Source organism: Parahaliea aestuarii (genome assembly GCF_008064635.1).
GTDB lineage: Bacteria > Pseudomonadota > Gammaproteobacteria > Pseudomonadales > Halieaceae > Parahaliea > Parahaliea aestuarii.
Genome location: NZ_VRYZ01000008.1, coordinates 173,121 through 197,903, shown reverse-complemented (window position 1 = coordinate 197,903; position 24,783 = coordinate 173,121). Strand labels below are relative to the sequence as shown.

Here is a 24,783-nt window from a genome sequence, read left to right as displayed (position 1 = left end):
CGGGGGCCGGTTCCGGCCCCCGATCAGGACAGTTGCTGTAGTCAGCGCTTGATAATCACCGAACTGCCGTGGCCGAACAGGCCCTGGTTGGCGGTGATGCCCACTCTGGCACCTTCTACCTGGCGTTCGCCGCTCTGGCCGCGCAGTTGCCAGGTCAGTTCGCAGACCTGGGCCAGGGCCTGGGCCGGCACCGCCTCGCCAAAGCAGGCCAGGCCGCCGGAGGGGTTCACCGGAATGCGGCCGCCAATGCGGGTGTCGCCGCCGCGCAGCAGTTTGGCGGCGTCGCCGCGCTCGCACAGGCGCAGGTCTTCAATCCAGTCCAGTTCCAGCGCGGTGGAGAGGTCGTAGACCTCCGCCACGTCCACATCCTCGGGGCCGATGCCGGCTTCCTCGTAGGCCTTGATCGGCAGGGCGGCGCGGAAGCTCTGGGCCTCGATGCCCTCGGCCGCCGCAGAGTCGGTGGCGATATCGGGCATTTCCACCACACCGCTGGCAAAGCTCGGGGTGACCGTGGAGATGGCGGCGATGCGCGGGGCGTCGCCCTTGCCAATGCGTTTGGCGTAGTCGACGCTGGACACAATCAACGCCGCGCCGCCGTCGGAGGTGGCGCAGATATCCATCAGGCGCAGCGGGTCAGCCACCATGGCGGAGGCGGCCACGTCCTCTTCGGTAAAGCACTTGGTATAGCGGGCACGCGGGTTCTTGCTGCCGGCGGCGGCGTTTTTCACTTTCACCTTGGCGAAGTCCGCCTGGGTGTCGCCGTAGAGGTCCATGCGGCGCCGCGCGTACAGGGCGAAGTAGGTCGGGTTGGTGATGCCGAGGTAGAAGCGCACCCAGTCCGGATCTTCCGGGCGGTAACCGCCGGCCGGCGCCAGGAAGCCCTTGGGAGTGGTGTCGGCGCCGATCACCAGCGCCACTTCGCACTCGCCGGCCAGGATTTTGTTGCGCGCCGCGGCCAGGGCCTGGGAACCGGAGGCGCAGGCGGCGTAGGAGGTGTTGACCTCGGCGCCCTGCCAGCCCAGCGCCTGGGCGAAGGTGGCGCCGGCCACGTAACCGGGATAGCCACAGCGCACGGTGGCGCCGCCGGACACGAAGCGCACATCGCGCCAGGGCACTCCGGCGTCGGCCAGGGCCTCGCGGGCCGCGGCCACGCCGTATTCGACAAAATTGCGGCCCCACTTGCCCCAGGGGTGCATGCCGGCGCCGAGGATGGCGATTTCATTGGACATAGTATTCTCCTGCCTTGGGCGCCCTCAGGCGACCGGCTTCCATTTCCAGGTAACTTTGATGTCGTCCTCTGCCTCGTGCAGGGTCTCCAGCACCAGTTCCATCGGCATGCCGACTTTCAGGTCGGCGGTCGAGACGCCTGCCACCACCTGGCCGAGCACCGTCATCTGCTCCTTTTCCAGCTGCACCGCGGCGATGGTGTAGGGCTCGAAGGGTTCCGCCGCAACGAAGGGCGCAGGCGGCTTGTAGCAGGCGTTGGTGTAGCTCCACACGGTGCCGGTGCGGCTCAATTCCACTTCCTCGAACTCGTTGCTGTCACAGTCGGGGTTCTTGCAGTAGTGGGTCTGTTTGGGGAAGAAGTAAGTGCCGCAGCCACAGCAGCGTGTGCCGATCAGGTGCGGCTGCTCACCCAGGGTATGCCAGCCGTCAATGGCGGCGGCGAGGGGTTTGTCGCTCATCGGATTGCCTCCTGAAAAATCGCGGCACAGAGTACTACTGGCCATGTCCCGGCGGAAGGCGGCGCCGGAGGCCCTGAGCCGGGGGTTTATCAATGCAGACCTGGCGCTGTCATCTCGCCGGTGCTTGCGCACCCGGGAGCTTCGCGGCACAGTGCGGCTATGTCAGAAACCTCAATCAAGTCCGAACAGGGCGGCCGCCAGCGTCGGGCAGAGGGCCGCCAGCGTCGAGCAGAAGGCCGCCTGCGCCACCAGCAGATTCTCGAGGCCACCCTGCGCCTGATTGCGCGGGAGGGCATTCGCGCGGTGCGCCACCGGGCGGTGGCGAAGGAAGCCGGGGTGCCACTGGCGGCCACCACTTACTACTTCAGCGACATCGGTCAGTTGCTCAGCGAGGCCTTTACCTGGTTCGCCGAGCAGCGCGCCGGCGCGGTGCTGGCCCTGCAGCAACAACTACTGGACTGCCTGCAGCGGGCCGAGGCGGACAACGGAGACCGGGGGCAGCTGGTGCAGGAAATTGCGACGGTGCTGGCCGATCACGTCATCGGCCAGTCTGCCGCGGTGGAGGATCGCAGTATTGAACTGGCCTTCAAGCACGAGGCCCGCCGCGATGCCGGCCTGCGCGCCCTCAACGAGGCCCAGGAGCGGCAGTTTGCCGCCGAGGTGGGCGCCTTGCTGGAGCGTGCGGGTAGCGACGATCCGTTTTCCGATACCCAGATCGGGCTGGGGCTGATTTACCGCCTGGAGGCGGAATTGACCTTCGGCGAGTTGAGCGAGTCCGAGGCGCGGCGGATATTGCTGCGCCACGTCGACCTGCAACTCGGCACCGGGGCGGCTCACTCGCAAAAGTAGTACCAACGTACCAATTCCTGTTGCCGCGGCGCCCGCCTCTGGGGCAAACTGAGATAGTAGTCGGCTGCCCAGATGGCCACTGCAGCTGGCCGCCGTGCCGGCGATGAACTAAAAACAAGCGTCACCAAGGGCGCATTGCCAGGGGGTTGTCATGTCTGTATCCGTCCGTGGAAGCCGGCAGCGTACGCTGCTCGCCACCGCTGTTTTTGCCACTGTGTACTCCACATTGGCCACCACCCAGAGCGCCTGGGCCCAGGGCCTGGAAGAGGTGCTGGTCACCGCCCAGAAACGCGAGGAGGGGCTGCAGGATGTGCCGATTTCCGTCGAGGCCTTCGGCGAGGAGCGCATCGATAATCTTGCCGCCCGGGACATCGGCGATCTGGGCGCCTTTACCCCCAACGTGACGATTTCAGGCGGTGCCAACCAGCCCAACTACGCGATACGGGGCATCGGCACCGACGATTTCGGCGTCGGCGCCGACCCGGCGGTGGGCGTCTATGTAGACGGCGTCTACGTGGGCCGCTCCGGTGGCTCCAAGGTGGCCTTCAACGATATCGCCCGGGTGGAAATTCTCAATGGCCCCCAGGGCACACTGTTCGGACGCAACGCCGCGGCTGGCGCCATCCAGTACGTGACCAACAAGCCGGTCAACGAAACCGAGGGCTGGACCCGCGCCACCCTCGGCAACTACGACCGCCGCCAGCTGGAGGGTGTATTCAACCTGCCCCTGACTGACAATCTCTACTTCCGCACCGGCCTGCTCTACGACAAGCGCGATGGCTGGGTGGACAACGTGTTCAACGGCGACGACCTGGCGCGGCGCTACAACAAGTCGATCAACGCCCAGTTGCGCTGGCTGCCCACCGACAGCCTCGACATCATCCTGCGCGCCGAGTACGACGAGGTGGACCAGGATTCGCGCCCGGCCTCCAGCGCCGTGTGGGGGCCGCGCGACAACGGCGCGGGCTTCACCAAGGTGGAGAGCGAGGAGCGCCTGGCGGAAACCCGCTACCTGTTCGGCAGCTCCCTGCACGTCACCTGGGATCTCGATGCCGCGACTCTCACCTCCATCACCGCCTGGCGCAAGTACAGCACCTTCAACCCCGAGGAGAAGGACGGCTCCGCCGAGCTGCTGTACCGCTTCAACGACCTCAACCGCGAGCGCAACAAGCAGTTCAGCCAGGAATTCCGCCTGGACGGCGAACTCGGCGAGCGCTGGCGCTGGACCACCGGCGTCAACTACACCTGGGAGCACGCCAAACAGCAGAGCGGCATCACCCTGGGGCCGGAGTCTCTCGATAAACTGATCGCCGAGCGTGAAATCGGTGTGCCCTACAGTGCCCTGACACCGGGGCAACCGCTGGACATCGCTTTCCAGGTTATCCCCGATCCCTTCGGCCGGCGCGCCTTCAGCAGCGGTGCCGAAGCCATTGCCGCCGGCGCCGATTTCGTCGAAAACATCTTCATCGATGGCGAATACGAATCCTACGCTGCCTTTGCCGATGCCACCTTCGACCTCACCGATACCCTCTCCCTGACCGCGGGCCTGCGCTACACCGAGGACACCAAGGAGTTCGGGCGTTATACCGAGTTCAACGATTACGTACTGGCCTTCGGCTTTCCCACCGAGACCCGCATCGACGCCAATGGCAACTATGACCCCAACGGCGAGCTGGGCTACCTGGTGTCCGAGGAGAGCTGGTCCCAGGTGACCCCGCGTTTCGTGGTGGACTGGGCGGTGGCCGACGACGTGCTGCTGTACGCCTCCTACTCCGAGGGTTACAAGGCCGGGGGCTTTAACAGTGCCGGCGAAATCCTGGCGCCGGCCTTTGACCCGGAGGAGGTCACCAACTACGAAATCGGCGTGAAATCCAGCTGGTTCGACAACACCCTGCGGGTCAATGCCGCGGTCTTCCAGTATGAATACGACAACCTGCAGCAACTGCGCTTTATTGAGGGCGCCTGCCTGAACTCCACCACCGGGGCCTACCTGTTCGAGACCTCCGACGTGGAGGGCGACGGCGCAGAAATCAGTGTGAGCTGGCTGCCCATTCCGTCCCTCGAGCTGTTCTTCAATACCGGCCTGCTGGACGCTGAGTACACCCGCCGCGCCGATCGCACGGTGGTGGACGGCGCCTGCCAGGTGATCGACCGTTCCGGCGAAGACTTCGCCCAGTCCCCCGACCTGAACTTCAGTGTCGGCGGCAATTACACCTGGGACTTCGACAGCGGGGCACGGATGGTGCTCTCGGCGGCCTACAGTTACAGCGACGGTGTCGAGCGCGACAGCTGTACCTTTGTGGTGAACAATGCCGCGGAGGGTCTGCCATCCGAGATTTATCGCTTTACGGAGATCGATGGCGAGCTGGTGCTGTCGGATGATTCTGCCACCGGCGACCTGGATGCGCCGCCCTTCAGCAGCTGCCCGGATTCGGATGAGAAGGAGCAGCTTAATGCGCGCGTCACTTACTACAGCCCGAGTGAGAGCTGGGAAGTGGGAGCGTTTGTGGTGAACGCGACGGACTGGGAGCCGGAGAATGTGGATCCGGGTGGCCTGGGTGGCGAAACCGCGTCGGCCTTTTCCGATGGTTCACCGTCCTGGGATCGCCGCAGCGAGCCGCGCATGTACGGGGTGGAGTTGCGGTATAACTTTTAAGCTCTGGATGACTCTGTTCTAGCTGAGTGGCGGCCCCCTCTCCCCGAGGGCCCCTCCGCGACACGCTACAAGCACGTCCATGTGAGCTCGGCAGCGGCCATGGATGGCCGTTGAAGAGCGCGACATGGAGAGCCTGCCCCTCTTTTTGGGTATGTCATGCTTTTAGCGTGTTTCGTAAGGGTGCTGCCTGATCGGGTGCCGCCACCGAAACCGCTTAGAGCCACCCCCCAAGAAAGCTAACATCTCCAGCCAAAGCCAAGAGTGCGGTACAACCACTTAAGCCACCGTCCTACCGCCTCGTCACAGCAGCTGAACCCCCTTCATCCCCCGCCGCGAATAGGCAACAATCCAGCTCCCAAATCAGCATTCAGGAGCAACACCATGGCCATCTACGCAATGACAGGCGGCGCCACCGGGATTGGTGGCGAACTGCGCCAGCAGCTGACCGGGGCCGGTCACCAGGTGATTTCCGTCGACATCAAAGAGGGCGACGTCATCGCCGATCTGTCCACTGCCGAAGGGCGCAAGGCTGCCGTGGATGGCGTGCGCGAACGGGCGCCGGATGGGCTGGATGGCCTCATCGCCTGCGCCGGCCTGCCGCCGGTGGCGCGGCCGCTGTCGCTAATTGCGCAGGTGAATTACTTCGCCGTGGTGGCCGTTGTTGAGGGGCTCAAGGATCTGGTGGCGCAGCGTCGCGGCACTGTGCTGATTGTGTCATCCAACTCCGCGCCGATGATTCCGGCGGACGACGCCTATGTGCAGGCCTGTCTTTCCGGGGATGAGGCGGCGGCCTGCGCCCTGGTGGAGGAGCGCGACGGCCATGTGGCCTACGCCGGTTCCAAGCGCGCGGTCGCCACCTGGATGCGCCGCAATACGGTGCCCTACGCGAAAGCCGGAGTGCGCCTGAACGCGGTGGCGCCGGGCATTACCCAGACGCCCCTGACCGACCAGGTCTTTGCCGATGAGCAGCTGGGCCAGACCATGCGCGATTTCCAGGCCAGTGTGCCCTGGGGCGGCATGGCCAGCCCGGCCCATATCGCCAATGTAATGCGCTTTATGTTGAGTGAAGAGGCGAGCTTTATCTGCGGCGCGATGTTCTTTGTAGACGGCGGCTCGGACGCCATGCTGCGCCCGGACCATTTCTAGCGCTTGGCAGTCATCTCGGCGCGCACGGCGGCGGCGATGTCGTCGCTGAGGCGTTGCAGCAGGCGGCTGTAGGCGGCGGCCAGGGCGGCGCCGTCCTCGCTGCCGCTGTCTTCATAGCGCCCCATGCGGCGCACAATCTCGCGCTGCTCCCTGGGGTCATGTAAACGCCACTCGGCAACCAGTGTGGTGCGCTCGGCGCTGGCATCCAGTTCCAGCAGCCAGACCTGTACCGCGTAGGCGGGGCGGTCGCTGGCGGCCCAGGGAAAGGGGCGGATGTTCTGGGTGTCCAGCGCGCCGGAAAGGTTGAGCCCCAGTACCCGGCTGACGCCCTTGCCCAGGGGTTCGGCCCAGCGCTGGTAGCTGGCGATGTGCAACTGGTTGTCGCCGCGCGCGAACACCATGCTGTTGCGATCCAGGTACTCGGGAATGGCGATCGGCCCAATGCCCAGCGAGGGAGCGTCCCCGCTGCCGCCCTTGCCGCTGGCGCTGAGGCGGTAGTAGTCGCTTTGCGGGGTGCTGCCGCAGGCGGTGAGCAGTAACGTCAGCAGCAGCGCGGCGGGCAGGCGTTGAGTGGCAGCGATCATGGGGCGTCCTCGTTCTTGCCGCGCAGCAGCGCTTCGGGTTGTTCTTCCAGGGTTTTCGCCAGCAGCTGCAGGGCGCGGCCGGCCTCGGCCAGTTCGGTCAGGGCCCGGTTCAGCTCGTAGGTGGTGGGTGAGTCCTCGGCGATCAGGTTGTCCACCCCTTTGAGCGTCTGGTCGAAGTTCTGCAGGGTGGATTCCACCACCGCCAGCTTCTCCTCTACCAGGGTCACCAGCCGCGGCAGGTTGTCGTCCACGGTGCCTAGCGTGTTGTTGGCATTGGCCAGCAGCTGGTTTACGCCGGGTTCCAGGCGCCCGAGGGTGGAGCGGATATCCTCGCTCAGCGCGGTGATTGAGTGGAAGGTGGCGTTGACTTCGCCCGGCAGGGTCTGGAACTTCTCGTCGGTGATCACCGACTTGAGGCCGGTGGCGATGTCGCTGAGATCGGATGCCACCTGGGCGAAATCAATCTCGTCAATCTGCCGGCTGAGCTTTTCCAGGTTGGTGGGAATGGTGGGGATCTGCAGGTAGGGCGAGTCGATCTCGGGCAGCTCGATGACGGTGTCCGGGTGAAAGTCCAGCTGTACATACAGCAGGCCGGTGAGCAGACTCTGGGTGTTGAGCTGGGCGCGCATACCGCGCTCAATCAGCATCTCGGTCAGTTCCTGGGGATTGGACCCGCGCTTCTGCACATTGTCGGCATCCAGGTCAGCCTCCACCAGCATGATCAATTCGTCGTTGTCGCTGTCCAGGATCAGGTTGATATGGGTTACCTGGCCGATTTGCACACCGCGCAGGGCCACCGGCGCACCGACCGACAAACCCTTGACCGAACCGTCGAACACCATCACCACCCGCTCATGCCCGCTGCCGATACCGCTGCCGACAATGAAAATGATGGTGGTAACCGCGATCAGCAGGGCCCCGAGGATAAAGGCGCCGATGGCGACGCTGTGGCTGTTCTCACTCATTGCGCATTCTCCGCCGCTGCGCTGGCCTCTCTGGCCAGGAATTGTCGCACAACGGGCTGGTCACTGTGGTCGCGCAGCTCGCGCGGGTTGCCGTAGGCGATCATGGTTTTGCTGTTGGCGTCCAGGTACACGGAATTGTTGGCGATACTGAAGATGCTGGGCAGTTCGTGGGTCACCATCACCACGGTGGCGCCGATGGATTCTTTCAGCTGCACGATCAGTTCGTCCAGCAGGCTGGAGCTGATCGGGTCGAGGCCGGCGGACGGTTCGTCGAAAAACAGGATGTCCGGGTCCAGGGCGATGGCGCGGGCCAGCGCTGCCCGCTTGCGCATGCCGCCGCTGATTTCCGAGGGATAGTAGGACTGGTATCCGGCGAGCCCGACCAGGGCCAGCTTGTAGTTCACCACATCGCGGATTTCCGCCTCGCTGTAGCGGGTGTAGAGCTGCATCGGCAGGGTGACGTTTTCGCCCACCGTCATGGAGCTGAACAACCCGCCGGACTGGTAGGTGATACCCCAGCCGCGGCGCATGGCGTCGCGACTGGCCGGGTCGGCGCGGGTGAAACTCTTGCCGTTGTAGAGAATGTCACCGGCGGCCGGCTGAATCAGCCCCAGCATGTGCTTGAGCAGGGTGCTCTTGCCGCAGCCGGAACCGCCCATGATGACGAAGATATCGCCGCGGTTGACATCGAAACTGAGGTCGCGCTGTATCAGCCGCGGCCCGTAGGCCATGGTGACGCCGCGGATGCTGATGTGGGGTTGCTCACTCACCTCAGATCCCCAGCTGCTGATAGAAGATATTCATCGCCGCGTCGGCCACGATCAGGTAGACGATAGCAGTGACCACCGCGTCCGTGGCGGCGTTACCCACCGCCGCCGAACCGCGCCCGGACTGCATGCCGGAGCGGCAGCCGGCGACCGCGATCAGAACGGCGAATACCAGGCTCTTGGACAGGCCCACCATAAAGTGGGTAAGGGAGATGGCATCCTGTATCTGGGCGCTGTACTGCAGCATGGTGATGCCCATGCCGCCGGCGACGATGGCGCCGCCGATTACCCCCAGCAGGTCGGCGTAGATGGTGAGCAGGGGCAGCATGACCAGCAGGGCCAGCACCCGCGGCAGCACCAGGAACTCGACCGGCGATACCCCCATGGTGGTGATGGCGTCGATCTCCTCGTTGGTCTGCATGGTGCCGAGCTGGGCGGCGTAGGCGGCGCCGGTGCGGCCGGCCATCACCACCGCCGTCATCAGCACGCCCATCTCCCGCAGCATGCCGATCAGTACCAGGTCGGCCACGTAAATTTCCGCCCCGAACAGCTTCAGCTGCACCGCCCCGAGATAGGCGAGGATCATGCCCACCAGGATGCTGGTAAGGCTGATAATGGCGAAGGCATCGGGGCCGGCCTGGTAGCAGAAGTGGCGGAAATCACTGAAACGGGTGTTGGCGCGCCCGCTCACCAGACGCGCCAGGCCGATGCCCAGGTCGCCGAGGAAGGCGACAGATTCGCGCAGGTCAGCCCACAGGGAGCGCAGGGCCACAAGCGGGTTGAGCCGTTCCAGCAGGGGCGGGCGCACTTCCTGCGGGCGCTGGTGGGAGGGCACGGCGGTGGCGACTTCCAGCAGGCGGTTGGCACTGCCCGGCAGGTTGTGGGCCGCAAAGGGTATCTGCTCGGCGCTGCAAAAGCTGTGGCACTGGAGCAGGAAGGCCATCAGCAGCGAATCCCACTCTCCCAGGCTGCTGCCGTCGACAGCCAGTTGCTCTGGCGACAGGGCCAGCAATTCGCTGCGCAGGGCGGGAAAGTCGGGAATGGCCTGGGCCTGGACCCAGTCACCGCTGAGGGTCAACCGCAGGGCATGGGGCGCGTCTTCGATCAACTCATAGGCAGGCGCTTGGGGATTCATGCCGTCGCTGTGACTCACTGGGAGAAAGGGCAGTCTACTGGCTGGCGCGCGGCGCTGGCAACCGCCGCTAGCGGAAGGGAAGCTCTTCGCGCAGCGGGTCGATGATGTCGTAGGCCTTCTGGTAGATCTCTGTCACCGGCAGGGTGTTTCCCGCTTCCCGTCGCCGCGACACCATGGTCATCGGGAACAGGTAGTTGTCGCTGTCGCGGTAGCGCAGGGCGCGACTGCGACCAAGGTTGTCCTCGTAGACCACCCAGTGCATGTCCAGTTCATCGGCCAGCAGGTCGCCCATCACCAGGCCCATGGCCTGCAGCTGTGCGGTGTCCTGTGAGCCGACGACACCGTCGTCCAGCAGGCGCTGCAACAGGGTAAGGTCCTGTTCGCGCTCGCCGCTGAAGCCCTGGCCGAAGTGGCGGCGGGCGAGGTCTTCCAGATTCTGGCGCTGCTGGGTCATGAACTGGCGGTCGAGAAAGGAGAGCTCTTCGATGCGGGGCGGCTCCTGGGCCAGTGTGGCTGCGCAGGCCAGCAGCCCGGCGAGCAGTACTGGCAGCGCGAATCGCGCGAGTGTCATAATGTCCTCCACTGTCTTGCTGACCCGGGAATGGTCAAGGGTCCGGGATGTTCTTCCAGTTTAGCGTAATCAGGTTGTCATCCGGCCCCCTACATGGATAATTGCCCACTTTCCCGCCGGCATGCCCGCCCGGTGCCCCTGGCGCCAGGCCAGCTCCGGCCGGTCCCCGCGAGCGCCGGGGCCAACCCTGCAAATCTGGAGAACACGCATGATAACCGGCAGTATTGTCGCCCTGGTCACCCCGATGCAGCCCGACGGCCGCCTGGACTGGGAGGGTTTGGCGCGACTGCTCGACCTGCATATAGAAGCCGGTACCAGCGCCATCGGCGCGGTGGGCACCACCGGCGAGAGTGCGACCCTGAGCGTTCCCGAGCACTGTGAAGTGATTCGCTACTGCGTGGATTACGTCAAGGGGCGCATCCCGGTAATCGCCGGCACCGGTGCCAACTCTACCCGCGAGGCGATTGAGCTGACCGCCGCTGCGGCGGACAACGGCGCCGATGCCTGCCTGCTGGTTACTCCCTATTACAATCGCCCCACCCAGCGCGGCCTGCTGCAGCACTTCAGCGCCGTTGCCGCGGCGGTGGATGTGCCCCAGATTCTCTACAACGTGCCCGGCCGCACCGCGGTGGATATGCACAACGACGTGGTTGTGGCACTGTCGGCCCTCGACAATGTGATCGGTCTCAAGGACGCCACCGGCGACCTGGAACGCCTGCCCGACCTGAAGGCGCGCTGCCCGGCGGACTTCGCTCTGTACTCGGGGGACGACCCCACTGCGCTGGAGTTTATTCTCGGCGGCGGCCACGGCAATATCTCGGTGACCGCCAATGTGGCGCCGAAGATTGTCGCGGATCTGTGCCGCCTGGCCCTGGCCGGCGACCGCGAGTCTGCCGCCGCCGAAGATGCCAGGCTGGCCGCCCTCAATGCGGCCCTGTTCCTGGAGGCAAACCCCATACCGGTCAAGTGGGCCCTGCAACAGCGTGGCCTGATCCAGAGCGGCATTCGCCTGCCTCTGACCGAACTCGATGCCCAGTACCATCCCCAGGTACTGGCAGCCATGGAATCAGCGGGAGTCTGAATGAGCAAGTTCCTGACCAACACAGCAAAAGCCGGCCTCTGCGCTGCGCTGCTGGCCAGCGCCGGCTGTAGCTACCTGTTCGGCGACGGCGGCGCCTTCCGCGACAAATCCGAAGACTACAAGGACGCGCGGGAAACCCCGCAAATCCGGGTGCCCGAGGGGCACGAAGTGGGTGCTCTGGAGGAGATCTACCCGATCCCGCCGGTAAACGAGGAACTGGTGCTGTCGGGGGAGTTTGAAGTGCCCCGGCCGACGCCGCTGGTGGCCGGTGCCGCCGATGAGGTGGTGCGCATCCAGTCCCTGGCCGACAACAGCTGGGCTCTGATCGCCATTCCCCCCGGCCAGCTCTGGCCGCAGGTACGCGGTTTCCTGTCGGCCGCCGGCATCCAGGTAGGGCGCATGGATGCCCGCGCCGGCATTATGGAGAGCAACTGGGTGGAGCTGGAAGGCCAGCCGGTGCCCTCGCGTTTTCGCTACCGCATCGAGCAGGGTGTACAGCGCGGTACCAGCGAGCTGCACGTCAAGCAGATGAACCAGCGCGGCGCCGATCCGGGCGACAACAACTGGCCCGCGCAGTCCGACAACGTGCCCCAGGAGCGGGAGATGCTGAAGGCAGTGGCACAGTACATCGCCAACAGCGCGGACTCGGCGCCGGTGTCGATGATTGCCGACCAGGCCATGAGCGCTTCCGGCAAGATAGCCATGCAGGAATCGCCGGAAGGCTATACCTACATCCATCTCGGCCTGCCCTTTGATCGCGCCTGGGCCTCGCTGGCCAAGGCGCTGGAGGACTCGAGTTTCGAGATTACCGATCGCGATCGCAGCGCCGGTACCTATTACGTCACCTTCCTCGGCCCCCAGGGCGAGCAGGAGGATGGCTGGTTTGACTGGCTGTTTGGCGACGATGAACACCCCCTGGCCGGCCAGGCCTTCGAAGTGCTGGCAACGGCGGACGGTGACAGCGCGGTCAATATCCGCCTGATTCCGCAGGGTGAACGGGCCGCTTACGACAAGCGCCAGGAGCAATCGCTGCTGGCCATCATTAAAGGAAACATCAGCTAGGTGCGCTTCGCCTCCATCGGCAGCGGCAGCAAGGGCAATGCGACCCTGGTGGCGGTTGCCGATACCCTGCTGCTGGTGGACTGTGGCTTCTCGGTGCGTGAAACCGAGCGCCGGCTGAGTCGCCTCGGTGTTGCCGCGGGCGACATCGACGCCATTCTGGTGACCCACGAACACAGCGACCACAGCGCCGGGGTGGCGCGGCTGTCGCGCCGTCACCGCATCCCCGTCTACCTCACCCACGGTACTCTCGGCAGCGGCCGGCTGGAGGACTGCTTTGAAACGCGCTGTATTCACAGCGAAGCCCGGTTCCGGGTGGGCGCTATCGAGGTGCAGCCGGTGGCGGTGCCCCACGATGCGCGGGAACCCTGCCAGTACCGCTTTTCCCACGGCGGGCGTTCACTGGGTGTGCTGACCGATCTGGGCAGCATCACGCCCCATGTGGTGCGCCACTACCGCGGATGCGACGGCCTGGTGTTGGAATTCAATCACGACCTGGACCTGTTGCAGGCCGGCGCCTATCCGGCGTCGCTGAAACGGCGGGTGGCCGGTGACTGGGGGCATCTCAACAACCGCCAGGCGGCGGCCCTGCTGGCGGAGATCGGGCACAGCGCGCTGCGCTACCTGGTGGTGGCCCATATCAGCGAGAACAACAACTGCCGGGAGCGGGCCGCGTCCGCACTGACCGAGGTCTACGGCGAACTGGACGAGCGGGTAGTGTGGGCCGACCAGCAGGGCGGCTTCGGCTGGCTGGAACTTTAATTCAGCCGGCCAGTTCTTCCGCCGCCGCGGCGTCTTCTTTGCGCCTGTCCCGCTTCCAGCGACGGTTGCTCCACAGCCAGCTTTCCGGCTCCTCGCGAATGGCCTGTTCGGCCAGCTCGACATAGCGGTCGATGACGTTGTGGCTGCCCTTGTCATAGGGCGGCTCCCCCACCTCGTGGAAGATGACCTCGTAGTGGCCCCGGCGCTGGCGCCGGCACTGGGCAAACAGCACGGGGAAGCCGGTGAGTTGGGCCAGGCTTTCGCTGCCCTGGTAAAAGGCCGCCTCGCGATTGAGGAAGGTGGTCCAGTAGCTGCGCTCGCTGCGAATGGGCGACTGATCCGCCACCATCACAAAGATCCGGAACTCCCTGCGCCGGCGTAAAATATCCCGGGTGGACTCGTCCATGGCCAGGGGGCGGGAACCAAACTGGCTGCGAATGGAGTAGATGAGCCGGTCTACCGTGCGGTTGTGCAGTGGCTTGTAAACCGGGTCGATGGGAATGCCCAGGGCAGTGGTGGCGCCGTGCAGCATCCACTCCCAGTTGCCCTGGTGAATGGTGAGCACAATCACCGAGCGAGTCTGATCCAGGCTCTTTTCCAGCAGCAGTTCGGGATTGCGCAGTTGCACACGCTCGCGGAAGTCCCGCGGCCGCATGCGCTGCGCTTTTACGATTTCAAAGGCTGTCTGGCTCAGCTGGCGATAGAACTTTTTTGCCAGAACTGTGATTTCACTCGCGTTTCTCTCCGGAAAGGCGTGCTGCAGGTTCTGGTAGACGACGGCTTTGCGATAGCCTGCTATGTAATAGAGGATGAGGTATGCCAGCCACGCCACTGCGTAGAGCAGGGGAAAGGGCAGGTAGGCGATAGCGCGATAAAAAAACACGAAGCGCTGCTAGTTGTCGCAGTGAACGGGCAGGCGCAGGTGGCTCACTCGCAACAGGGCCTGGCGATCCGGGCAGCGCAGGCTGCGGTTACCGGCCAGGTCGACACTGTTCAGGGCCTGCAGCTCGGCCAGGGGCAGGGGGTCGACAATCTGGTTGTCGCTGAGATAAAGCGATTCCAGGTTGAACACGTCGGCGAGGACAGTGATGTTGTCGATCTGGTTGCCACTGAGATCGAGGCTGCGCAGGCTGCTGAAGGTGGCCAGCCCCTCCAGGCTGCGGATGCCGGCGTTGCGGCAGGACAGTTCCTGCAGCTGGCTCGCGCTGGAGATTTTGTGGCTGTCGATGGTGCTCTCCAGGCAGCGCTGCAGTGATGGATCGGCAGCGCTGTAGTCGGTGAACAGGGGCAGCGGCGTGTAGACCCGGCGCTCATTGACAGTGACGTCGTACTGCTGGCAGGCGCCGAGCAGGCAGGAAACAAGCAAGACCAGTACGCCAGGGATGGGGTGTCGCATGAGGATACTCTTATTAACAGCGTTGTACGTGGTACCCGGAATGATGCCGCCTGGAGTGATCGGGGCGGAATGCTGCTGTGGCGGGTCGCTACGGCCAGTCGCCGCCGTGACGTCGCTGCTGGCCGGGTAATATAATGCTAGCTCTTCAGACGGCCAATTACGAGCACCCCATGGACGAACAATCCGGAAAGCACAGGGAAGGTGAGGCGCCGCGGAAGGACGGTGCAACCGTCATCAGCCTGGTCCAGCGCGGTAACCTCAAATCGCTGGAATCCACTCTGCGCAAGCAGTGGCGGCTGGGTCAGAACATCGTACTGTGCTGGAGCGCCGACGAGCGCGGCCTGCTGGTGCTGTTTGTCCCCCACTATTTTCTCGGCAACTACTGCGCTCACCCCGGTGATGATGGCAGCGACAACGAGCACTTCGTGCGCGAGCTGATTTCCGGCAGCCGGCGCAAGTCGCGGGAAGATCTGTTCGCCATTGCCGCGCGACTGGATGTGGCCCCCAGTTTTATCAAGCTGGAAACCGCCCTGGCTGAAGAACCCGCGGTACAGGGCGCCGTGGAGCAACTGATCAAGCGCTATGGCATCAGCTATGTCGACTGCCGCGGCGTGCTGCTGTTCGATATTGCGGAATTTTCCCTGTTCACCCCGTTTGAACAGGCCAGTCAGCTCAACAGCCTCTCTTACTCCATGAACTCGGCCTACAACAAGTTGCAGGGCAAGGGTGTGGATATCAACTTCGCCCGCACCACCACCGGCGACGGCTACTACGTGTGGAACCGCGACAACAGCCCGACCGCCAACCAGGACCTGTTCACCTTTCTGCTGCTGGTAGTGGCGGACAACGCGGTGGCCAGGGCGGCGTCCCGCGGCAATACCGTGCCGGTGATTCGCTGCGCCTACCACGCCGGCAGTCACTACGAGCTCTATCAGGCCGAAGGCGTCAACCCCACCGTATTCAGCTACATCGTGGGTGATGTCACCATCGACCTCGCCCGCATGGTGGATCTTGCCAGGCCCCACCAGGTGCTGGTGGGAAACTTCAGCGCGCAGGTGCGCCGCGATGACGGCAGTGTGGAGTCGATGCGGGCGCCGGCCTTCGTCAAGCATTGCAGCAGGGCCCTGGGCACGGTGGAGGGTATCCAGCTCTCCGGAAAATCCATCGTCAGCATGCGCTGCGGCCTGACCGGTGAAAACGAGGTCGGGGAGCGCCGCGCGGCCCGCCGCTTTCGCGTGATCGACAAGCACGGCCTGTCGCGCACCGCCTACAACCTGGAACTGGATATCGAGTTTGCCGATGGTGCTCTGAAGCTGGGCCTCGAGGGGGCGAACCTGGATTTTGACGAGGAAGCGGATGATATGGCCCCGGATGCCCGCCAGCAGCCGGCGGCTTCGATCGACAAATCCATAGAAGATCTTGCCAGCCTGCTGCGCAACCTGCCGCGAGACCGGGGGCCGAAAGAATAGAATGCCAAAGCGCCGCCTCGCACATCTCGATGTGACCGCGACCGTGGATGTAACCAGCGCAGACGCGGTGACTGCCGAGATTTGCCGGTTGTTCAGCCGGCATTATCCCGACCTCTCCCGGGATACGATAGCGGGGCTGGTGGAGGATTTCGTCCGCCTGTACCGCGGAGATTACCCCGGCTTTCACGCCTGCGATGTGGGTTATCACGACATCCAGCACGTGCTTGATGTCACCCTGGCCATGGTGCGACTCATCGACGGTCACGAGCACAGCGTCCCGGAAAAGGAGCGGCTGGGCGCAGACCTGGCGCTGGCCGGACTGTGTGCGGCGTTGTTTCACGATTCCGGCTATATCCGCCGTACGCACGATACCCGGCATCAAAACGGCGCCGCCTACACCCGAGTTCACGTCAGCCGCAGCGCCCGCTGGTTGCAGGACTACCTGCCCACGGTTGGCCTGCGGCGCCTGGTCGGGCCGGCCTCCAGGGCGGTGCAATTCACCAATTGTTCACGCCACCCGGACTCGCTACCGGCTCGCAGTGCCGCCGAAAGAAGGCTGGGTGAACTGATGGGCACCGCCGATCTTATCGCCCAGCTGTCCGATGCCAACTACGTTGAAAAGTGCCGCGATCGTCTGTTCGCCGAGTTTGTCGAAGGTGGCCTCGCCGGTGTGCAGGCAGAGGGTTATCTCGGTGCCACCTACCGCACACCGGATGACCTGCTGGATTCCACCCCGGCCTTTATCCGCTGGGTCATCCGTGAACGCCTGGAAGAGGGCTTCAACGGGGCCTACCACTACGCAGCCCGCCACTTCGGTGACGGCAATCCCTACATGGAGGCCATCGCCGCCAACTACGCCCGCTTGGAGTCGCGTCAGTCCCGCGGCGAACACGCCTGATCGATGGATACGCCGCGCCTGGCTGTCGTTTGTGACAACGACGAGGACAGGGAGCGTCTGCAGGCGCTGGCCGGTGAGCTGGGATTGCCCCTGATAGAATCCCTTGCACCGACGCCCCCCGATTTGCTGCTGAGCCTGCAACAGGGGCGCCTCGCCCTCGTGCAGAGCGGACCCGGGGCGCCGGGGCCGGTCAGTGTCGATTTTGGCGGCGGGCGTATGCGTCAGCGCCGCCGCGGTGGCCAGAATGAATTGCTCGGCAAGGCAATAGGCGTGGGGCGCAAATCGCCGCTGCGGGTACTGGACGCCACGGCTGGTCTTGGTCGCGATAGCTTTGTACTGGCGGATCTCGGCTGCGAGGTCACGCTCTGTGAGCGCCACGCGGTGGTGGCTGCCTTGCTGGCATCGGGCCTGGAGCAGGCCCGCTGCAGCGACGACGAGTGGTTGCGGGCAACCGCCCGGCGCATGCAGCTGGCAGCGGGTGATGCCCGGCAGTTGCCCGGCCCATCGCTGGCGGCTGTCGATGTGATCTACCTCGATCCCATGTTTCCTCACCGCGGCAAGAGTGCCGCCGTGAAGAAAGAGATGGCGCTGTTCCAGCGCCTGATCGGTATTCCCGAAGACGAAGGCGACAGCGAGGTGCTGCTGCGCTGGGCACTGCAACAGCCGGTTGCCAGGGTGGTGGTCAAACGCCCGCTGAAGGCCCCGCCACTGGATGCGCACAAGCCCTCCCACGCGATCCGCGGCAAGGCGGTGCGCTTTGATGTGCACGTGCTCGCGACGCTCGGCGCTAAGGGGTAAGCTGGGCGCTTTTCACTGCGGGGAACAATCATCATGGAACGAACCTGTGCACTGGTAACGGGCGCTTCTTCTGGCATTGGCGAGCAGTACTGCCGGGTACTGGCCGCACGCTGCGACCGCATTATCGCGGTGGCGCGCCGCGCTGAACGGCTCGAAGCACTGGCGGCAGAACTGGCCGGGCAGTGTGAAATAATCCCGGTGATCGCCGACCTCACCAGCGTGGAAGGGGTGGCTCGCACGATTGAGGCGCTGCGCCAGAAGGGCCCGGTGACCTACCTGATCAACAATGCCGGTTTCAGCACACTGGGCCCCTTTGCCAGTTCCTCCATCGAGGACGAGATGGCGATGATCCGGGTGCATGTGGATGCCAGCGTTCAGCTGTGCCGGGCGGCGTTGCCCTTCATGCTGGAGGCGGGGCAGGGCACAGTGATCAATGTGGCCTCGATCGGCGGCCTGCTGCCGATGCGCAATACCGCCGTCTACGGTGCCTGCAAGGCCTTCCTGGCCAGTTTTTCCCGCTCTCTGCAGGAGGAAGTGTCCGGGCAGGGCGTCCGTGTGCAGTGCCTGTGCCCGGGCTTTACCCACACTGAAATCCACCACACAGAGCACTTTGCCGGCTTTGACAAATCGCGCTTCCCCGAGGAGATGTGGATGACCGTGGAAGAGGTGGTGGCCATCAGCCTCGACCGCCTGGACAGCGGCGAGGTGGTGGTCGTGCCGGGTGAGATGAACGTGAACCTGGTGCGCGGTGCCCTGCAGCAGCAGGTGGACTCAGTCCAGTAGCAAGCGCTCCAGGATGCCCCGGTACATGGCCGCCAGCCGGGGCAGGTCATCGGCGCGTACGCACTCGTCAATTTTGTGGATGGTGGCGTTGACCGGACCCAGTTCCAGTACCTGTGCACCGGTGGGCGCGATGAAGCGCCCATCGGAGGTGCCGCCGGCGGTGGACAGCTCGGTGTCGACGCCGGCAACCTCTCGAATACTCTGTACTGCCGCCTCCACCAGTGCCCCGCTGGGGGTGAGAAAGGCCTGGCCACTCAGATTCCAGTCGATGGCGTAATCCAGGCCGTGGGCGTCGAGAATGGCCTCGGTGCGCTGGCGCAGTTCGCTGTCAGTGACCTCGGTGGAAAAGCGGAAGTTGAACAGAACGGTCAGTTCGCCCGGAATGACATTGGTGGCGCCGGTGCCGCCGTTGATGTTGGAGATCTGGAAGCTGGTGGCGGGGAAGAAGGCATTGCCCTGGTCCCACACTTCCCTGGCCAGCGCGTCCAGCGCCGGCAGCGCCCGGTGGATCGGGTTTTCCGCCAGGTGGGGGTAGGCGATATGGCCCTGTACGCCCTTGACCGTGAGGGTCGCACCCAGCGACCCGCGGCGCCCGTTCTTGACCACGTCGCCCAGCTCGGTGGTGCTGGAGGGTTCCCCCACAATGCACCAGTCAATGGCTTTGCCCTGCGCCTGCAGTGACTCCATTACCTTCACAGTGCCGTTGACCGCCGGTCCCTCTTCGTCGGAGGTAATAAGAAAGCCGATGCGGCCTTTGTGATCCGGGTGGGCTGCGACGAAGTCCTCGCAGGCCACGATCATCGCCGCCAGGCTGCCCTTCATATCGGCCGCACCGCGGCCGTACAGTAAACCGTCGCGCAGCGTCGGCTCGAAGGGCGGAGACTGCCACTGGCCTTCCGGCCCGGTGGGCACCACGTCGGTGTGGCCGGCGAAGACCACAATGGGGCCTTCGCTACCGCGTTCTGACCACAGGTTTTGAACTTCGCCAAAGGGCATATCGGTGCAGGTAAAGCCAATGGCGGCCAGGCGCTCGCTCATCAGTTGCTGACAGTCTGCGTCCTCGGGGGTCACCGAGGGGCGACGGATCAGTTCACAGGCCAGGGCCAGGGTTTTTTCCACGGTATCGTTCGCTCAGTTGTGGGCGTGTAGTTCGTGATTGAGTTCAATGGCACTGCGGTTGGTCAGGCATTCCACTGCGCCGTTGGTCGAGTTGCGGCGGAACAGCAGGTCGGACTTGCCCGCCAGGTCGCGCGCCTTGGCGGTTTCCACTACCTTGCCATCGGCGTCCAGCATCAGCACCTTGGTGCCGGCGGTCAGGTAGAGTCCGGCCTCCACGGTGCAGCGGTCCCCCAGGGGAATGCCGATGCCGGCATTGGCGCCCAGCAGGCACTCCTTGCCCACGGAGATGATCACATTGCCGCCGCCGGACAGGGTGCCCATGGTGGAGCAGCCGCCGCCGAGGTCGGAGCCCGCGCCCACGCTGACGCCGGCGGAGATGCGACCCTCGATCATGCCGGGGCCCTCGGTGCCGGCGTTAAAGTTGACGAAGCCCTCGTGCATGATGGTGGTGCCCTCGCCGAGGTAGGCGCCCAGGCGCACCCGCGCGGTGTGGGCGATACGCACGCCGGTGGGCACCACGTAGTTGGTCATCTTGGGGAATTTGTCCACGCAGCTGACTTCCAGGGTTTCGCCGCGCAGGCGCGCGGCCAGCTGGCGCGCCGGCAGTTCGTCCACGGCGACGGCGCCCTCGCTGGTCCAGGCCACATTCGGCAGTATCCCGAACATGCCGTCCAGCACGGTGCCGTGGGGCTTGACCAGGCGGTGGGACAGCAGGTGCAGCTTGAGGTAGGCCTCCGGCACCGAGGTAGGGGCGGTATCGCCAGATAACAACACTGCCACCACTGGCGACTGGCTGTCGGCAAGCTGGCCAACCAGCGCCGCTTCGGCGGCCTCACCGGCGGCGCCCAGTTTGTCCTTCAGGGCCGTCAGTGCACCGCCGTCAAGGGCGCTCTGGTTGTCGCAGCCGGCCAGTGCTTCGGCCAGGGCCGGGGAGGGATTGAGCAGGGGCCGGGGGAAATAGACTTCCAGCCATTCGCCCTTGCTGTTGTGGGTACCGATGCCGAGTCCATAGGCGAATGCCGCGTCTGTCATGGTGCAAATTCCTGTGCTGTATTCAGAGGGTATGGCGGCTGAAAAGCGCCTGGTAATCGGTGGCCTTGAAGCCGGTGCGCCGCTCCTTGCCGGTGTCCAGCAGGGGGCGCTTGATCAGGGTGGGTTGTTCCAGCACCGCGCCTGTGGCGCTGCGCTCATCCATCGAATCGCGCTGCTCCGGAGGCAGTGCCTTCCAGCTGGTGCTGCGCTTGTTCAGCAGGTTTTCCCAGCCCAGTTCGGCAATCCAGCCCTCCACTTGTGCCTTGCTCAGGCCGTCCTCGCGGAAATCGTGGAAGCGGTAGTCGATACCGTGTTCGTCCAGCCAGCGCCGGGCTTTCTTCACGGTGTCGCAGTTCTTGATGCCGTAGAGAGTAATCACCGGGGCGCTCCTGCGAAATGGATATGAAGGGGGTGTTGCAGAGGGCGCGTAGCATAGCAAATCGGCAGGATCGGTTGTAGCGCACGAATGCGCTGCTTTGCTATCGTGGTGCTTCCAAATCATAACCAGAATAAGGATGACCCGATGAATGCTTCCCTGCAGGGCCTGGCGGCCCCCGTAATGATCATGTTCCTGCTGACGATGGTGGTGTGGCTGGTCATGTTCGTTCGCCGCATGGCCTATCTCGGCGCCAACAACATCGATGCGGAACAATTGAAAGCGCCGGGGGATGTGGAATCGCTGTTGCCGGCCCCGGTACAGGCGCCGGCCAACAACCTGCGCAACCTGGTGGAACTGCCGGTCGTCTTTTACGCCCTGTGCCTGTATCTCACCGTCTACACCCAGGTGGACAGTTTCTACGTCACCTGCGCCTGGGTATTTGTGGTGTTTCGCTGCCTGCACAGTCTGGTGCACTGTTCGTACAACAAGGTCATGCACCGCTTCCTGGTTTACCTGGTGGCTTCCCTGGCGCTGTGGGTGATGGTGATCAGGGCGGCCCTGGCGCTGTTTTTCTGATTGCCAGGCAGATTAGCGACCGGCTCGAACTTCCCGCACACCCGGTGACTCCGGCTGGAAGCAGTAGCGGTAGTAACTCAGGCTGATACCGGATATCTCGACCTTGCAGGGCTGGAGGTCCTGCGGCATCACCTCGCTGGCGGCGCGATAGACTGCTTCCGAGATCAGCACTTCATCGCCACAGGCAACGTCTTCACCCAATTTGGAGGCAATGTTCATTTCTTCTCCGAAATAGCCCTCCAGGGTCTCGGAGTAGAGCAGTCTGCCATAGCCGATGCCGGCGCTGATCCGGAAACGCTCCTGTTCATTCAGCATGAGGCCGGAGCGGTATACAGCCCTTTGCAGGGTGAGTGCCGCGCGCACAGCATCAGCGGCGCTATTGAACGTGGCGAAGGCGTTGTCGGCTTCAAAGTGCAGGCGTTTGCAGTGGTGCTGCTGCATGATGGCTTCGCAGATCTGCCGCAGCTGCATCAGGCGGGTCAGAAAATGGACAATACCGTGGCGCTGTGAGGTGCGGGAAAAACCGGACGAATCGATAATGAGGATGGCGACGGTTTCGCCGTAGCGATCCCAGAGCAGTTGTTCGTTCTCTGTGGGTTCGCAACCCTCGGCGATCATCCGCGACATGCACTGAAACAGGTTGTCACCGTCCACGATCATACTTACCCCCGGTGCCCCTTTATTATTCAAGGCTAGTTCAAAACCCCCATTCTAGACAGCTGCGGGGGTTCCGCTCCGGATCGTGCCAGTCCGGGGCGGACTTCTGCCCAGGGTTGTGAACCCGGTCACAGTAAGGGGGCGATCACCAGGCTGACGATGGCCATGACGTTGATCAGGATGTTCATGGAGGGGCCCGAGGTGTCCTTGAAGGGATCGCCCACGGTATCGCCGACCACCGCCGCGGCGTGAGTGCTGGAACCCTTGCCGCCGAGATTGCCTTTCTCGATGTACTTCTTGGCGTTGTCCCAGGCGCCACCGGCATTGGCCATCATCAGCGCCATCAGCACGCAGCCCAGCAGGGCGCCGCCGAGCATGCCACCGAGTGATGCTGCGCCCAGACCGAAACCCACCAGCACCGGCGCGGCCACCGCGATACTGCCGGGCAGGATCATGCGCCGCAGGGCGGCGGTGGTGGCGATGTCCACGCAGCGAGCGGTATCCGGTTCGGCCTTGCCCTCCAGCAGGCCGGGAATTTCCCGAAACTGGCGGCGGATTTCGTTAATCATGTCGAAGGCCGCGTCGCCCACAGCCGTCATGGTGATAGAGGCGATCAGGAAGGGAATGGTGCCGCCGATGAACATGCCCACCAGTACCACCGGGTTGGAAAGCTCCAGGGAGAAGTCCGGGTTGTGAACCTGCACCGTCTCGACGAAGGCGGCGATGATGGCCAGTGCGGCCAGGGCCGCGGCGCCGATGGCAAAGCCCTTGCCGATGGCGGCGGTGGTGTTGCCCACTTCGTCCAGGCTATCGGTGATCTTGCGTGTTTCCTCGCCCATGCCCGCCATTTCCGCAATGCCGCCGGCGTTGTCCGCCACCGGGCCGTAGGCGTCGATAGCCATGGTGATGCCCACCGTCGACAGCATGCCGACCGCGGCAATCCCTACGCCGTACAGGCCGGAGAGGTGGGTGGAGATGAAGATGATGGCGGCCAGAAACAGCACTGGAAGAACCACCGACTGCATACCCACCGCGAGCCCGGTGATCATTACCGTGGCGGCCCCGGTTTCCCCCGAGCGGGCGATCTTGCGCACCGGTGACGAGCCGGTGTAGTACTCCGTGATCAGCCCGATCAGCACGCCACCCACTGCGCCGCACAGCACCGACCACCAGACATGGGTGCCAACGCCGATGTTGTCTATCAGCACCCAGGCCATGATCACAAACACCACCGGTGCAAAAATCGTCCCGGTGCGCAGGGCCGCCTCTGGTGCGGAGCTGCAGCGCAACCGAACCAGGGCAATACCGGCAAAGCTCGCCAGCAGCCCGAGGGATGCCAGCGCCAGTGGCAGGAACATCAACTCGTTGCTGTGGGCCACCTGCATGGTGGAAGCGATGGCAATACAGGCGATCATCGCGCCACAGTAGGACTCGAAAATATCCGAGCCCATGCCGGCAATATCCCCGACATTATCCCCGACATTGTCGGCAATCACCCCGGGGTTGCGCGGATCATCTTCCGGGATGCCCGCTTCCAGCTTGCCCACCAGGTCCGCTCCGACGTCCGCACTCTTGGTAAAGATGCCGCCGCCAACGCGGGAAAACAGCGCCACGGTAGAGGCGCCCATGCCAAAACCGTGAATGGCGTGTGCCGTGGCCGGGTCGCCGCCGAAGTACCAGTACAGCCCGCCGAGCCCCACCAGACCCAGTGAGGCCACGCAAAGGCCCATCACCGAACCGCCGTAGAAACTGATGGTCAGCGCCAGTGGCGCGCCGTGGTTGTGCGCCGCCATCGCCGTGCGTACGTTGGCCTTGGTGGCGGCGAACATACCGAGGAAGCCGGCAGTGGCAGAGGCCAGGGCGCCGACCAGGAAGGACAGGGCTGTGTTGAAGCCCAGGGGGGATACGTACAGGCAGATAAGCAGCACAAGCGCGAATAACCCGAGCATTCGGTATTCGCGCTTCATGAAGACCATGGCGCCGAGATGAATCTGGTCGCCGATCTTTTTGACTTGCCCCTCGCCGTGGTTGTGTCGGGTCATTACGTGATAAATCACGAATGCCACTACCAGTCCCACGACGCCCAGTACCACGGGTATTGCAAGATACTCCGTCATAGCTGACACCCATTGTTATTTAGTTGGGAGGCTCACCGCATGCTAACCGGGTTGGTTGGGGGGTTACAAGTGTTGGTTTTGGCGGCGCCAGTGCTTTCCGCTTTGGGTTTGCAAAGACTCTTTGCTTCTCCTGTTGACCAGGTTGGTGGCGGGCCGCCATCGGAGAGACCCTTTGCGGACACGCTGTGAATACGTCCGTGTACGCTTCTACTCGGCATCCATGCCTCGTAGAGTCCGCCAAGGGCCTCTCCGACGACGTCCCTTCGATTTAAGCATCGGAGGATCTGGCCAGAACCGCC

25 protein-coding genes are annotated in these 24,783 nt (G+C 64.1%); 11 read left to right on the top strand and 14 right to left on the bottom strand.

Annotated features, from left to right (window positions below):
- Nucleotides 1-41: 41 nt before the first annotated feature.
- Both FVW59_RS17115 and FVW59_RS17110 read right to left on the bottom strand, forming a co-directional pair.
- Nucleotides 42-1,229, bottom strand: a complete 1,188-nt coding sequence (locus FVW59_RS17115; protein WP_148065583.1) for a lipid-transfer protein — start codon at nt 1,227-1,229, stop codon at nt 42-44.
- Between the two features lie 24 nt (nt 1,230-1,253).
- On the bottom strand, nt 1,254-1,685 hold the full coding sequence (locus FVW59_RS17110) for a Zn-ribbon domain-containing OB-fold protein (RefSeq protein WP_148065582.1): 432 nt from the start codon (nt 1,683-1,685) through the stop codon (nt 1,254-1,256).
- A 159-nt stretch (nt 1,686-1,844) separates the two neighbouring features.
- Between FVW59_RS17110 and FVW59_RS17105 the strand changes: the two genes are divergently transcribed.
- From FVW59_RS17105 to FVW59_RS17095, 3 genes are all read left to right on the top strand, one after another.
- Nucleotides 1,845-2,534 carry a TetR/AcrR family transcriptional regulator gene (locus FVW59_RS17105; protein ID WP_148065581.1) on the top strand — a complete coding sequence of 230 codons (690 nt, stop codon included), beginning with the start codon at nt 1,845-1,847 and terminating at the stop codon, nt 2,532-2,534.
- 151 nt (nt 2,535-2,685) lie between these two features.
- The gene (locus FVW59_RS17100; RefSeq protein WP_148065580.1) at nt 2,686-5,190 is read left to right on the top strand and encodes a TonB-dependent receptor; all 2,505 of its coding nucleotides are present in this window, start codon (nt 2,686-2,688) and stop codon (nt 5,188-5,190) included.
- 381 nt (nt 5,191-5,571) lie between these two features.
- Nucleotides 5,572-6,336, top strand: a complete 765-nt coding sequence (locus tag FVW59_RS17095; RefSeq protein WP_148065579.1) for an SDR family oxidoreductase — start codon at nt 5,572-5,574, stop codon at nt 6,334-6,336.
- Here the strand turns inward: FVW59_RS17095 and FVW59_RS17090 are convergent.
- The 5 genes from FVW59_RS17090 to FVW59_RS17070 all read right to left on the bottom strand — a co-directional run bounded on the left by FVW59_RS17090 (nt 6,333) and on the right by FVW59_RS17070 (nt 10,358).
- Nucleotides 6,333-6,920 carry a PqiC family protein gene (locus FVW59_RS17090; protein WP_148065578.1) on the bottom strand — a complete coding sequence of 196 codons (588 nt, stop codon included), beginning with the start codon at nt 6,918-6,920 and terminating at the stop codon, nt 6,333-6,335. The genes FVW59_RS17095 and FVW59_RS17090 overlap by 4 nt on opposite strands.
- Nucleotides 6,917-7,885, bottom strand: coding sequence for an MlaD family protein (locus FVW59_RS17085; protein WP_148065577.1), 969 nt, complete (start codon nt 7,883-7,885; stop codon nt 6,917-6,919). Before FVW59_RS17085 ends, FVW59_RS17090 begins: the two co-directional genes overlap by 4 nt.
- Complete coding sequence (locus tag FVW59_RS17080) at nt 7,882-8,655, bottom strand: ABC transporter ATP-binding protein (protein WP_246139782.1); 774 nt, start codon at nt 8,653-8,655, stop codon at nt 7,882-7,884. The genes FVW59_RS17085 and FVW59_RS17080 overlap by 4 nt, the downstream gene beginning before the upstream one ends.
- 1 nt (nt 8,656) lies before the next feature.
- Complete coding sequence (locus FVW59_RS17075) at nt 8,657-9,787, bottom strand: MlaE family ABC transporter permease (RefSeq protein WP_148065576.1); 1,131 nt, start codon at nt 9,785-9,787, stop codon at nt 8,657-8,659.
- 67 nt (nt 9,788-9,854) lie between these two features.
- Nucleotides 9,855-10,358, bottom strand: coding sequence for a DUF3806 domain-containing protein (locus FVW59_RS17070; protein ID WP_148065575.1), 504 nt, complete (start codon nt 10,356-10,358; stop codon nt 9,855-9,857).
- Nucleotides 10,359-10,566: 208 nt separating this feature from the next.
- Here FVW59_RS17070 and dapA point away from each other — a divergent pair, with 208 nt between their 5' ends.
- Genes dapA through FVW59_RS17055 form a run of 3 tightly spaced genes read left to right on the top strand, consistent with a single transcriptional unit; the run spans nt 10,567 to nt 13,260 of the window.
- Nucleotides 10,567-11,439, top strand: coding sequence for a 4-hydroxy-tetrahydrodipicolinate synthase (gene dapA, locus FVW59_RS17065; protein ID WP_148065574.1), 873 nt, complete (start codon nt 10,567-10,569; stop codon nt 11,437-11,439).
- Nucleotides 11,440-12,501 carry an outer membrane protein assembly factor BamC gene (gene bamC, locus FVW59_RS17060; RefSeq protein WP_148065573.1) on the top strand — a complete coding sequence of 354 codons (1,062 nt, stop codon included), beginning with the start codon at nt 11,440-11,442 and terminating at the stop codon, nt 12,499-12,501.
- A complete protein-coding gene (locus FVW59_RS17055) occupies nt 12,502-13,260 on the top strand; it encodes an MBL fold metallo-hydrolase (protein WP_148065572.1) in 759 nt (252 codons plus the stop codon).
- 1 nt (nt 13,261) lies between these two features.
- On the opposite strand, the gene FVW59_RS17050 is transcribed toward FVW59_RS17055, so the two are convergent.
- Together FVW59_RS17050 and FVW59_RS17045 are read right to left on the bottom strand one after the other, a co-directional pair.
- Nucleotides 13,262-14,143 (bottom strand): lysophospholipid acyltransferase family protein, encoded by an 882-nt coding sequence (locus FVW59_RS17050; protein ID WP_148065571.1) that lies wholly within the window; start codon nt 14,141-14,143, stop codon nt 13,262-13,264.
- 9 nt (nt 14,144-14,152) lie between these two features.
- Nucleotides 14,153-14,656 (bottom strand): leucine-rich repeat domain-containing protein, encoded by a 504-nt coding sequence (locus FVW59_RS17045; protein ID WP_148065570.1) that lies wholly within the window; start codon nt 14,654-14,656, stop codon nt 14,153-14,155.
- Between the two features lie 134 nt (nt 14,657-14,790).
- Between FVW59_RS17045 and FVW59_RS17040 the strand changes: the two genes are divergently transcribed.
- Genes FVW59_RS17040 through FVW59_RS17025 form a run of 4 tightly spaced genes read left to right on the top strand, consistent with a single transcriptional unit; the run spans nt 14,791 to nt 18,604 of the window.
- Nucleotides 14,791-16,125, top strand: a complete 1,335-nt coding sequence (locus FVW59_RS17040; RefSeq protein ID WP_187275952.1) for a hypothetical protein — start codon at nt 14,791-14,793, stop codon at nt 16,123-16,125.
- Nucleotide 16,126: 1 nt separating this feature from the next.
- On the top strand, nt 16,127-17,023 hold the full coding sequence (locus FVW59_RS17035; RefSeq protein WP_148065569.1) for a hypothetical protein: 897 nt from the start codon (nt 16,127-16,129) through the stop codon (nt 17,021-17,023).
- Nucleotides 17,024-17,026: 3 nt separating this feature from the next.
- Complete coding sequence (locus FVW59_RS17030) at nt 17,027-17,821, top strand: class I SAM-dependent methyltransferase (RefSeq protein WP_148065568.1); 795 nt, start codon at nt 17,027-17,029, stop codon at nt 17,819-17,821.
- A 33-nt stretch (nt 17,822-17,854) separates the two neighbouring features.
- Complete coding sequence (locus FVW59_RS17025; RefSeq protein ID WP_246139781.1) at nt 17,855-18,604, top strand: SDR family NAD(P)-dependent oxidoreductase; 750 nt, start codon at nt 17,855-17,857, stop codon at nt 18,602-18,604.
- On the opposite strand, the gene dapE is transcribed toward FVW59_RS17025, so the two are convergent.
- From dapE to FVW59_RS17010, 3 genes are read right to left on the bottom strand one after another with little or no spacing between them, the layout of a single operon-like run.
- Nucleotides 18,593-19,723 (bottom strand): succinyl-diaminopimelate desuccinylase, encoded by a 1,131-nt coding sequence (gene dapE, locus FVW59_RS17020; RefSeq protein WP_148065566.1) that lies wholly within the window; start codon nt 19,721-19,723, stop codon nt 18,593-18,595. The genes FVW59_RS17025 and dapE overlap by 12 nt on opposite strands.
- A gap of 12 nt (nt 19,724-19,735) precedes the next feature.
- On the bottom strand, nt 19,736-20,755 hold the full coding sequence (dapD, locus tag FVW59_RS17015; RefSeq protein ID WP_148065565.1) for a 2,3,4,5-tetrahydropyridine-2,6-dicarboxylate N-succinyltransferase: 1,020 nt from the start codon (nt 20,753-20,755) through the stop codon (nt 19,736-19,738).
- A gap of 22 nt (nt 20,756-20,777) precedes the next feature.
- A complete protein-coding gene (locus tag FVW59_RS17010) occupies nt 20,778-21,134 on the bottom strand; it encodes an ArsC family reductase (RefSeq protein WP_222711558.1) in 357 nt (118 codons plus the stop codon).
- Nucleotides 21,135-21,278: 144 nt separating this feature from the next.
- On the opposite strand from FVW59_RS17010, the gene FVW59_RS17005 reads away from it, so the two are divergent.
- Complete coding sequence (locus FVW59_RS17005; protein ID WP_222711557.1) at nt 21,279-21,710, top strand: MAPEG family protein; 432 nt, start codon at nt 21,279-21,281, stop codon at nt 21,708-21,710.
- 12 nt (nt 21,711-21,722) lie between these two features.
- Here FVW59_RS17005 and FVW59_RS17000 read toward each other — a convergent pair whose 3' ends face one another.
- Entirely contained in the window at nt 21,723-22,370 is a 648-nt protein-coding gene (locus FVW59_RS17000; protein ID WP_148065563.1) for an adenylate/guanylate cyclase domain-containing protein, read from the bottom strand.
- Nucleotides 22,371-22,495: 125 nt separating this feature from the next.
- Nucleotides 22,496-24,484 (bottom strand): sodium-translocating pyrophosphatase, encoded by a 1,989-nt coding sequence (locus FVW59_RS16995; RefSeq protein ID WP_148065562.1) that lies wholly within the window; start codon nt 24,482-24,484, stop codon nt 22,496-22,498.
- Between the last annotated feature and the right edge of the window lie 299 nt (nt 24,485-24,783).